Origin of the sequence: Plebeiibacterium sediminum, from assembly GCF_026013605.1 — a bacterium.
Lineage (GTDB): Bacteria > Bacteroidota > Bacteroidia > Bacteroidales > Marinilabiliaceae > Saccharicrinis > Saccharicrinis sediminus.
The window spans coordinates 16,644-28,706 of the sequence record NZ_JAPDPJ010000036.1 but is presented as its reverse complement, the minus strand read 5'-3'; the positions used below and the strand labels follow the sequence as shown (position 1 = coordinate 28,706).

At 32.4% G+C, this 12,063-nt stretch carries 9 protein-coding genes; 1 reads left to right on the top strand and 8 read right to left on the bottom strand.

What is annotated here, in order from left to right; all coding sequences use genetic code 11:
• Window position 1: 1 nt before the first annotated feature.
• The gene (locus OM075_RS14945; protein WP_301191336.1) at window positions 2-1,036 is read left to right on the top strand and encodes a hypothetical protein; all 1,035 of its coding nucleotides are present in this window, start codon (window positions 2-4) and stop codon (window positions 1,034-1,036) included.
• Between the two features lie 83 nt (window positions 1,037-1,119).
• Here the strand turns inward: OM075_RS14945 and OM075_RS14940 are convergent, their stop codons facing one another.
• The 8 genes from OM075_RS14940 to OM075_RS14905 form a co-directional block, all read right to left on the bottom strand.
• Entirely contained in the window at window positions 1,120-1,791 is a 672-nt protein-coding gene (locus OM075_RS14940) for a GDSL-type esterase/lipase family protein (RefSeq protein WP_301191335.1), read from the bottom strand.
• A gap of 148 nt (window positions 1,792-1,939) precedes the next feature.
• On the bottom strand, window positions 1,940-2,821 hold the full coding sequence (locus OM075_RS14935; RefSeq protein ID WP_301191334.1) for a S1 family peptidase: 882 nt from the start codon (window positions 2,819-2,821) through the stop codon (window positions 1,940-1,942).
• Between the two features lie 41 nt (window positions 2,822-2,862).
• The gene (locus tag OM075_RS14930) at window positions 2,863-4,029 is read right to left on the bottom strand and encodes a TlpA disulfide reductase family protein (RefSeq protein ID WP_301191333.1); all 1,167 of its coding nucleotides are present in this window, start codon (window positions 4,027-4,029) and stop codon (window positions 2,863-2,865) included.
• Window positions 4,030-4,047: 18 nt separating this feature from the next.
• Window positions 4,048-4,566: a TlpA family protein disulfide reductase gene (locus tag OM075_RS14925; protein WP_301191332.1), complete on the bottom strand. Its 519-nt coding sequence runs from the start codon at window positions 4,564-4,566 to the stop codon at window positions 4,048-4,050.
• A gap of 220 nt (window positions 4,567-4,786) precedes the next feature.
• Window positions 4,787-6,400, bottom strand: coding sequence for a hypothetical protein (locus tag OM075_RS14920; protein WP_301191331.1), 1,614 nt, complete (start codon window positions 6,398-6,400; stop codon window positions 4,787-4,789).
• A 25-nt stretch (window positions 6,401-6,425) separates the two neighbouring features.
• Window positions 6,426-7,220 carry a DUF4843 domain-containing protein gene (locus OM075_RS14915; protein ID WP_301191330.1) on the bottom strand — a complete coding sequence of 265 codons (795 nt, stop codon included), beginning with the start codon at window positions 7,218-7,220 and terminating at the stop codon, window positions 6,426-6,428.
• A gap of 44 nt (window positions 7,221-7,264) precedes the next feature.
• Window positions 7,265-8,695 carry a RagB/SusD family nutrient uptake outer membrane protein gene (locus OM075_RS14910; protein WP_301191329.1) on the bottom strand — a complete coding sequence of 477 codons (1,431 nt, stop codon included), beginning with the start codon at window positions 8,693-8,695 and terminating at the stop codon, window positions 7,265-7,267.
• A 12-nt stretch (window positions 8,696-8,707) separates the two neighbouring features.
• The gene (locus OM075_RS14905) at window positions 8,708-12,046 is read right to left on the bottom strand and encodes a SusC/RagA family TonB-linked outer membrane protein (RefSeq protein WP_301191328.1); all 3,339 of its coding nucleotides are present in this window, start codon (window positions 12,044-12,046) and stop codon (window positions 8,708-8,710) included.
• Between the last annotated feature and the right edge of the window lie 17 nt (window positions 12,047-12,063).

The following is a 12,063-nucleotide window of genomic DNA, read 5'->3' as shown; positions in this document are numbered from 1 at the left end:
AATGACTAATAAAATATTTTTATCAGTATTCTTCATGCTTATGTTTTCGATTGTAAACATAACCGCTGAAGAAAAAAAAGATATCATTAAGATATCGTTACCTAATAATGCTGCTATAGAAATACGCAGTATTGATGTGAATAAATACGAACTTGACACTGCATTTATTACGGATTATATTGACCGATTTTTTGCTTTTTCAAAATCTTCAAACATTGAAGAGATGCTACAATCAGGCCCCAAATCAATTAAAATATTGAATGAGAATTCTAAAACAAACTATTATTTTGAAAGATCAAATCAAAATTCTTTTTATGAACTATCTATTGAGGAAAGAAAAATACCTAACAAAATAATTTCATCAGCCGATTTTTCGGAGAACCTTTACTACTTGCAGAAACATCAATTTGAATTTGAAAATAAGTTCTTCACAATAAATATATTATTTGATGATATGGATCAGCTCCATTCCATTAAATCGAAAGATATGCTTACAGTAATTGATTCTGTGATGCAAGACTATCTTTCAAAGAAGAGTAAACATATAGAAAATGCTGATTTTTTAGTTAATGATGACCTTGAATACAAGAAGATTAATGAAAATCTCAAAAGAGCCAACGACCAAATCGAGCTTTCGCTAGGTTCAAGTATTGAAAGTGTTAAAAATACTATTGCCTCCAGTCTGGAAGCTACTATGGCTCTTTCGTTTGCTAATAAGGGTATTACTAAAAACAAATATTTTGTTGGATACGAATGGCAATATGATTTTTCAGATAGTAAAGATGGTAATATTAATCACTTTTTAAATATTGGATATTCCAGAGATTTTTCTCAAGATCCGGAAAAAAGCCAATCGTACACATTCAAAGTAGGGTATTTATTAAATAGAAATGGAGGATTATATAATGATGATACATTTAGTTTATCTATAACTCATAAGGTAGGTAAACGATTTAATATAACTCCTAAGATATACTTTGACGGAGCATTTAAAAATATAGCTCCAGCTATATCTGTTGGGATTCCGATTTTGTAATTATATAAAAAAATCCCGAAAGGACTAGAAACACAAGATCATTAGTCCTTTCGGGATTTAATATTTCATTTTAAGAAGAACCTTTATCTCTTCTCGTTGATTTTTTCACTAATCACTTTTCCCATTCTGTTGTAGCCTTCATGTTTAAAGTGAATACCATCTTTTGTAATTTCTGCAAAATTTGGAGTTGTAACAGGACGTAATTCTACATATTCAATACCTTCCTCTTTAGCCACATCAATCATTTTAGGAATTAGATTATCTAACCTTTCGGATATACCTGTATATTTTGCGATTAACATGGAGTCTGGTGCAACCTGAGGTGGCATTAACCAAATAATTCTAGGCGTCTTTCCATTTGAATATGGAAAAGATTTTACATAGTCAATCACTTTTCTCATATTACTAGGAACTTCTGACTGAAGCGAATCAAAACACGCTTTACAATCATTTGTTCCCAAACTTAGAATAACGATATCTATATTTTTTAGAGTTGAATCAGCATCTTTCAATTGACTTTCCATCATTTTTAACTCATTCAACTCTGCTCTTCCAAGGTTATCGAATCCAATTGTTCTTCCTCCTTTTGAATAATTTTTAACGGTATCGTTTACTAATATGGAGTCAATTTTCATTACCCATCCAATATCAAAAGCTCCGTTAGAATCTCCTAAGGCGATTATATTACGTGATTTTTGTTGTGTACATGCAAAAATTGCAAGGGTTAAACTTAATAATAATAGTAACTTCTTCATTGTTGCTTATTTTTTTGGTACATCAAAAGTAAGTGAAAATTTTAAAAGAAAGCAGCAACTCTGTAGATAGAACCCATCTAAATAAAAAATGTCCGGCATAAAAATATACCGGACATTGTTTAAATACACAATTATTAATTAACCTATACTAATTAACCAATTTTTTAACAGAGCTAACCGGAATACATAATTTCATTACCATTTGCCAATCTCTGCTATTTCCATTTCCGGCATAAACCGAAGTTGTTGAAGAAACGATAGAAACCAAGTTTCCTCTATCGTCGAATACAGGACCACCACTAGAACCAATGGCAAAGTCTGCAGTAATTTCACTTCTATTTTCCCATGGATTATTATCAAATCCTGAGTTACGAGCTACAATTCCCTGAGTATAATAGTACGCTTGCTGATTTGGAGCTGTCATTGTATGAACATTTTCTCCAACTTCCAAGTCATTACCCAAAGGAGCACACGCTAACTTTGCACCTCGAGTATCAATAGTAAATAAAGCTAAATCGCCTGATTTACTATAACTCTTAACACCTGTCACTTCGTAAACATTTCCATGAGAGTCTGCAGCAAAAAACAAACTATCCTGAGGCATCATGCTTTGACCTTCGTTGATTAATGATTCAAATACGTGATAGTTTGAAACACATAATCCATCCTCAGAAATAACTACTGCCGAAGCTCCAATCAACACAAAGTCTTCATACATCCCAAAACCTCTTTTAAGCTTGCATAAAACCAATGATGTAGGCTTAATTGTTTGTACTAAATCTTTTGTTTTTAAAACCTTTTTGTTGGCTTTTGGCAGATTAGTATAATTAATCCCTTGTTCATATTGGGCTGTAACACAGTTTGCTTTCAATTCATTTAATGTTGCAAAAGGTTTATCTTGCTGAACTTTTTTTAAATTTTCATTAATAACCTTTGGTAGCTGTTCAAAATTATAGAAACTAACTTTTTGACTTATTCCACTAACCGAAAATGCAACAAGTAAAATGAACGATATAATATATTTATTCATGTGTTTAAATGTGATTTTTTAATACCTGATGTAACTCCCGATTATTTTAAAATCTCTTTTAATTTGGCATCTAAATCAGCACCTCTTAAATTCTTAGCGATAATTTTACCGCTTGGATCTATTAAAAAGTTAGTAGGAACACTGCTAATTCCGTATAGCTGAACTGGTAGACATCTCCAACCTCCAAGATCTGAGATCTGATTCCAAACTAAACCATCTTTCTCAATAGCTGCAGTCCAGTTATCAAAAGCTTTATTACCACCATCTAATGAATAACCAAGAATAGTAAAGTTTTTGTCTTTAAACTCATTGTATGATTTAACCAAATTTGGATTTTCTCTACGACATGGTCCACACCATGATGCCCAAAAGTCTAATAATACATACTTACCTCTTAATGAACGTAAACTTAAAGTTTCTCCACTAGGTTGTTTTGCACTAATATCCGGAGCTTCAAAACCGATGTCTGCACCTTTAGTTTGACCTAATATGTTAGAATAGATCAATCCTGCAGGAGATTTTTTAACTTCTTCTGTAAATTGATTAAAAACTTTTGTTGCCAAAGATTTTTCCTGAATAACATTTACGTTTTGACGTAACCAATCTAATGAAACAATTGAGTTATTATTAGCATAAACAAACTCTAATTCTTTTTGCTTTTTCTCGTCCATTAAAGCTGCATATTCTTCTTCCATTTTAGCGGCTAATTCTTTATCACCCGCCTCCATAGCTTTTGAATACTTGTTATTTATAACGTTTATTTTAGCTGTATAAGCTTTTCCAATAGCACCTAACTTATTGTTATCTTCGTTTAATGGAGTACCAGAATAATTAGCAGTTTGTAAAGAATCTTTACCTTCAATTAAAAGAGTTCCTTCCTCAAGATAAATTGAAATGCCATCACCATTGTTAGGAGGCATAGTAGGATCAATTTTTTCGTGAGCTAAATTTAAAAACGCTCTGTTAATTTTTGGAATTGGTCCTTCAAAAACAAATTCATTATTAGCATTAACAAAAGCTGTATCAATATGCATGCCTGTATTGGTTTTAAAACCAAGCATTGCCGGTGCTTCTTTATTTACGTTGTCCATCTTAATCACAATATGATAAAGCGGATCACTCTCTTGCGCCTTTAAACCAAAAGAAAATGCAGCTAATGCCGCGATGGTTAAAAGACTTAATTTCTTTTTCGTTCTCTCTAATCTCATTTTGTTATTATTTTAATTTTATAAACCAAGCAAATGCGTTAAATACTCTTTTGTTTCGGGTTTAGAAGGAAGCGACATCTTATAACGAAGCACCTTTCCTTCTTTATCCAACATGATACAACGAGGAATGTATTTCATGTTAAATTGATCTTTAAAAGCTCTACTATCTAAAACTTTCCATTGTAAACCTGAAAGATGAAGGTTTTGAACATCTCCTAACCACCTAAAGTCCTGATAATCGATATTCACACTTACAAAAGCGATATCTTCCGATTTAAAATTTTCTTCCAACTCCTTTAAATAAGGAAATTGTTGACGGCAAGGACCACACCAAGATGCCCATACATCAATAAAAACATATTTACCTCTCAATGATTTTAAGCTTTGCTTTACTCCTGCAGTATCCTGAAATGCATAGTCCGGACACATATCCCCCACATTCAATGTGTCTTTTACTTCTTCCTGACTATATTTCATTGAAAATGAAACTGTAGTAAATGCAAAGAAGAATAATATTGCTATTATTATTTTATTCATATCTAAATTTGTTTTTAATTGCTGTACTTAACTCGCGGCTACCTTTTAACATCAAATATTTATACTATATTATGATGTCTTACCTTTTAATCTTGTTTAAATTTTCGAATGGGGTATACCATTCCATATTAATTAAGGTTTAATTTGTTAAAGATTATTTACAATAGGCAAATGAGCCGGAGTTTTAAAGACTCATTTGCCGATATAGTATAATAGATGTTTAATTGTATAAGAATAAATCGCTAGGCCAGTAATAAGTTGATGGACTTACATAAAGAATTTTCTCTGCTTTTCCCTGACCAGTAAGCACTTCATCCTGAAGTGTTAAAGAATTTAATCCATTAAAGTTATAGCGATATACTTTATAGGTATCAGAAGTTGAATTATAAGTTGCTACAATCAGTCCATTAAAATTCACATCTGTTGCTTCATAAGCAGTGTTTATATGCTTAATAAATGTAACCTGTTCATCTGCCGGGATATTTGTAATAAAGGACTCATTATATTCATCATAATCAACATTATACGAACCTACTACATTTCCTTTTGCAAAATAAAGCACATTATTTGACTTATTTAATGTGTACTCATCGGCATCCACAAGCATTGGATAAGTGGCTGCATCCATTTGTTTCATAAAGTTGATAGGACTAAAATTACCAACTTTATACGTTCCATAAGTCGTAGCTACCAAATTATCATAATCCAATCCATAAAGAATTAATGAATTATCAATTCCGTTTTCTTTAAATAAAGCATACGCATAGGTATCTGCAGACCAACCTGAACCATGTAATGTATTTTCCATAAAAATTACCTGACCATTCATGTTGTTTGCAGAAATTTGTAAACCATTGTTATAATATGAGTCATACTCATCATTAAATACTACTAGTGTATCTGCCTGGCTTGAATAATCATTTACAAAAGCAATAAAACGTTCATTTTTGCTATCATAAGTAAAAGTAGGATAATAACTACCCTTTGAAACAAAGCTAGTTTCTACAGTATAGTCTCCTTCTATTGCTGGGAAAAAGGCTGGATTACCACTATTCATAGCATAACAACCATCATCCATTGAAATAACAACTTTGTTGTTACAAACCAAACCACTGTTAATAGTATGTTCAGATTGACTTGGATCAAGGAAGAACATATCCTCTAAACCAGCTAGTACTCTTTCATCATATTGATTAGCGATGTTAAATACAACACCTCCATTTTTACTAAATGCCATTAAAGCTGCAGGATATTGCCACTCAAAAGGATCCATACCTCTATAATGGTAACGATCTGAGAATGCAAATGAAACAGGAGCCCCTTCTAATGACTCTCCTAAAAGTCGTTCAACAATATTGTAATCAGGATTTTTTGCTATCAGGTAAAAACCATCTATATCTGTTTTTCCTTCTAATGTTTCTTTTAAAACATACCATCCTTGATTCGTTGTACCATTCATTACTACTTCAATAGTATTAATGCTTGATTTAATAATGCTGGTATTATTATCTGTTACTTCTAACAATAAATTAATTGTTCCAATAGAATCTAAAGTATAGTTAAGTATATTTTCTTGAGAAATTACTTCAATGTTACTTTCTCCTACTAAACTCCACTCAAATGAAAAATCATGTGTTGTTGATTCTGCATTTTCGCCTAATGTTATTTGAGGTTCAATAACCAGGTTATCATTAAAATAATACACTTCGTTAATCGTTCCCAAATCAATATTCATTTCAGGAAGCGGCTTTACATATTCTATATCGTCAGAACATGAATACATTGTCATTGCTGATAAAACAATTAACAGACAATAGCTTATATATGATTTCATAATTTTCATATGCTTAAATATCAAATTAATAATAACTATATTGGAACGTAACAACACTTCCATCTGCTTCTTTTAGAGGACCATTTTCACCTAAAGCTTCATTTTCGGCCTCCAAGTCTTGCATAAACTTGTATTTATAATAAGAGCTTAAAAATGAATCATTGGCAATCATCTCAACATCCTCATCATTCCAAATTAAATCAGAATGCCTGATCATGAATTCATGCTTTACAAATCCGTAATTGCCCAAAGTGAATAAAAGGCTGCTCCAGTTACTTGGTTGACTTAATCTGTCAGCCATATAAACAACAGCTCTATTTTCATCGTTATCTGCTACTATTGAATTTTCAGAATCTGATAATTTGAATGTTAAGCGATATGTACTCTCTTGTAAAGTAGCATCTCTTAAAATAATTACTGAGATTGTATCCTGCATTCTTCCAGCATGGAAAGTCAGCAGATCTGACATTTCTGCATCATCAAAAGGAACATAATGAACACCAGCTTCTGCATTTATTGTATTTCTGTCAATACGCTCAGGGTAAGATAAATCATCACTATCAAAAGCCTCTAGTGACAAATGAAGATCTTGCTCAGGTGCAGCACCAACTATTTCTACTGGAATATCGATTGTATCACGTACAATAGTTTCATCTCCTAAATACAAATAATTTACGTATTGATGCTGAACGTACACACTTGTAGCCTGCTCATCAGTTGAAAACCTGATATATGGTAATCCCTCGTATGATTTAGGATAATCCTCTTCACATGAAGTAAGGGCTACACAGAATAAAAATATATATATTAAGTATTTCATTTTCTTATTTCTAAAATTATTTATTCAACTAAATACCCTGTAAATTAATTAGAAGTAGCTTCACCTGAAGGAAGTGACACACGGTATGTGTCATAACTCATTTCATTACCTGAAATTGGTAATGTTCCTACTCCAACTCTTTTATAAGCGTAAAAAATCTGTCCTTCAGCCCAAAACTCTCTGATATACTGAAGCATCACATTATTTAAAACGTTATCTTGAGTTAACTCAACATTCTGATCGTTTCTTGTATTAACAAAAGCATCATAGTATGTTTGAGCCTCTGATAATGAACTTGCAGATTCCACAAGTATTAAATACATTTCTGATAAACGGATAATAGGGAAACTCTTGGTTCCTAAATCAGTTTCAGACATTTGATCATACTTTATTGAAGAAACTCTTGTTTCATATGGATCAGCAGTTATATTAGTCAACATTTCTAAACGAATATCTTCTACTCTTGAGAAATATTGAGTGATTAGATTTATATCATTATAACAAACAACCTGACTTGCTGCACCATTATAAGGATCATCATCATAACCTACAGTTTCTATTCCGAAAAGTTGTTCAGCAAAAAATACGTTATCATAACCTAAATCTGTTCGAACTCCTAATCTAAATTTATTTGATCCATTTGGATTTGTAGCATCTATTACTTCTTTAGCACTGGCATATGCACCTTCATAATCTCCCATCCACAACTGTACACGAGCTAAGACACCAAGAGTTGCATAATAATTAAATCTGTTTTGGCGATTATACCATCCTAATTCAACTCCATACTCAGAAATAGATCCCTCATTATTTAATTCATCATTACTGTACTTTACAATTGGATCAGATTCTGCAAGTAATTCTTTAGCTTCCTCTAAATCAGTTAAAATATAATTAAAGTAATCTGTGTAATTCTGTTTTTCAATTAAATCAATTGTCATTTCAGTAGCATAAGGAAGTACCTCTTCTGATAAACCAGAAGGATCACCAGGTACTGTTCCGTAAACACGCCACAAATCAAAATGTAAGAAAGCTCTTAACGCCTTTGCCTCTCCTTCGATCATATTTCTAAGATCTCCACGTAATACATCTTTTTCATCAATTGAAGTAATTAATAAATTAAGATTAGCAATAGCTTTGTAGAACTGTAAGTATGAAGTTCCGGATGCTCCATCAAAGTTTGTATTTTCGTAATCGTGATTAAAACAACTACTTAAATAGGCATTAGAAGTATATGTTTGCTCTTGATAAATATTAGCCAACACATCTACTCCGCTTCCCATCATAAATCCACTTGGATTATAAACACCTTCTAAAAGCTGATAAACTCCTACTAATGCGGCAGTATAACCATCGTCTGAATCAAGAGCCTTATCTGCAGAAACCATGTTTTTTGGTTCTACAGTTAACCATTCATCACATGATGTAAGTGCTGTAATGGCTAAAGCAAAAAGTAATATATATTTTTTTATCATCATCATAAATTATTAAAAGGTTACAGATAAAGTTAATGTTGGTCTGATTGAATATGGATAATCAGTTCCCCTTTCCTTTTTGATATTAGATAAGTAAAAAACATCTGCAATAGAACCTGTAATAGATGCCTGTACTAAATGCCATGGCTCAATTAACTTTTGTGGTAACTGATAACTAATATTTACGTTACTTAAAGCAAGCGTTCTTTCAGTAAATACAAACCTGTCGTTAGGATAAGTATTTTCGTTACTACTAATATTTTTAAATGCTGTAATATCTCCTGGTTGTTGCCATCTTGTATTTAAAACTCTTCTATCCATGTTATTTATAACATAAGCGTTTTCAATTCTTAAGAGCGTATTATTTAACTTTTTAGCACCATATCTTGCAGTAAAAGATAAATCAACCATTAAACTCTTATAACGAAGTGATGAACCTATTCTACCATTAATCTTTGGTAAAGTACTTCCCACTGCAATCTTTCTAATTTCTCCTGCAGAAGTCGTTGTAATATTACCAGTTTCAGCATCCTCATAAATAACTCGTCCTGTTAAAGGATCAACTCCCGGAGATTTTAAAACATACATATCTTCCATTGATTCTCCCTCTCTGTACTGATAATATGTTCCATCACTATAGTTAGATCCTTCAAAAAGCTCATTGGCATCTTTAATAGCCTGGGATAGTTTCACTAACTTATTATCATTGTGGTAAGCACCTAATTTAATATACCATGAAATCTGTTTTGCTGGTATTCTTAGTATATTAATACTTACATTAGCATCGTAACCAACGTTTCTGGTTGTTCCAAAATTCTCCGTATATGAAGTATATCCATTAGAAAATGGCAAACTTGCTTGAGATACTAAGTTATCCGTTGTATTTCTGTAATAGTTAAACGTAACACCTAATCGATTATTTAAAAGCTGCATATCTAAACCATAGTTATGCTCTTTCTTATTTTGCCATTTCAAATTACTGTTTCCAATGGCAGCAACAGTCATACCAGTAATGTTGGTATATTGTTGATCTGTATCGTAATTATAGGTAGTTAATGCCTGATAAGCAGAAAAGTTTAATGAACCGGTAATACCATAAGAATACTTAAACTTAACCTGATCAATGAATGGTAGACCTTCTTTGATAAAACGTTCCTGACCAAGGTCCCAAGCTAATCCTAATGAATAGAATGGTGCAAAACGACTCTCTTCACCAAAAGAAGAAGCTCCATCTACCCTACCTGAAACATCAAGAAAATATCTGTTATCATAATTATAGTTTAATATACCAGTAACACCTACGCTACGAGTTGTAGACTCTGATGTACTTGGACGCTCCCCATAATAGTTTATACCATTTGAAATATCATTTAACTTTTCGTTGGTAAATCCTGTTACAATAATATTCATTGATTCAGATTGACTTTCTAAAAGCTGTCCACTCACACCAACATAAACCGAATGTTTATCAAAGGTTTTACCATAGCTTAATGTAGACATGATTTGATAAGAACTTTCATCCCTTGAGCCTTTCATATATCTACCCCTTGACATTGGGTGAATATTTTGAATAATGTTACTTGAAGCAAGAGGTGAATCAAAATTATCAGTACCTCCCTTACGAAGTGTAACACCTAAACTAGAATCCCATTTTAAATTTTGTGTAAAGTTTACAACAATAGAAGTCTGGTTACGGATGTTAGTATAATCAGAAGTTGAAAAACTAGCCAACTTAGCATCATATAATGGATTATATTTATCCGGTCCAAATGTTTCGTATGATACAACAGGATCACCATTCTCATCATATGGACGCCAATATGGGTTCATATAGTAATATTGTGAAAAACGACCATAAGGGCTGTTAACTCCTTTATTGAAACCTAACTCTAAACGGTTAGAAACATTAATTTTTCGGTAATTATACTGCAAATTAAGCCCGGCATTCACGTTATCACGATTAGAACCTTTCATGGCTCCTGTAATTCTGTTATAAGAAACATTTAAGTTATAACGGAACTGCTCGTCACCTCCGCCAACTCCTAATCTGTGATATTGTCCTACACCAATTCTGGTAGGAATATTTAACCAATCAGTATTAACACCTTCCTGAACAGCTTTATTATTTTGATTAAATAATTCATTCAATCTTAACTGCTCATCAATATCTTCATCTGTATATAATCCAGCAATTTGTTCAATTTCCAGCTTTTCACGAGAATTTAACAAATCATAAGAGGATAAATCCGGAATTTCAAAATTTACACCCCCTGAGTAAGTTACTCTTAATTTACCTGCAGGTGCACGCATTGATGTAATTACAACAACACCATTTGAACCTCTTGATCCATAAATTGCAGTGGCACTGGCATCTTTTAAAACTACTACCGATTCCACATCATTTTGGTTCATATCCAAAACTCTCTCCACACTAACTTCAAAACCATCTAAAATAAACAAAGGAGTATTTAACTGTCCTCTTGATTCTTGCTGAAGTTGATTCACATCAGGAATAGAAGAAGCTCCACGGATTTGAATATTTAAGTTTGTGTTGTTAGGGTCAGATCCAAAATCATTTTGTTCCTGAATATCTAACGAAGGATCGATATTAGAAAGTGTTCTTAACAAGTTTCTGTTACCTGATGCCTGAATCTCTTTTTTAGTAATAATGGTAGCAGCACCAGTAAAACTAGCTTTAGGACGATCAAAAATACCTGTTACAATAACTTCATCTAAATCATTGATCTCCGATTCTAGAACAATGTTATAGTTTGAAACCTCAGGATCAATAGCAACCTTACTTTCCTTAAATCCAATAAATGAAACAAAAATAAGTGTTTCGTCACCTTTTAACTGAACTTTAAAACGACCATTGTAATCAGTAATAGTATATACTGAACTACCACCTTTTTTCATTACTCCAACAGTAGCACCAACAAGCGTTTCTCCATCCTGGTCTCTGATCGTACCTTCGATGTCTCTTGGTTTAAATTTTTGCGGATCTTGCGGAATATTAACTTTTACCTCACGACTAATGACTACAATATCATCTTTTACCTGATAGGTATAACCATTAGGCTCAAGGGCTTGCTTTAAAACTGACTCCCACGAATCCTCCTCAAAATTAACACTAACTTCAGATAACTCCTTCAGCACGTCTGAATTATACAAGAAGTTTAAACTGGTTTTTTCCTTTACGTAGCTTATAACTGTTTCTATTGAAACGGTTCTGGCATTTGTATTACCCTGCTGACTACGCACTGGTTGAGCTGCAAAAACTCCGGCTCCTAACCATAGAAAAAAACAATAGAGCAAAGTTTTTTTCCACCTTTTTTTGCATAAGTTTCCCATAAAAATAATTGTTTATT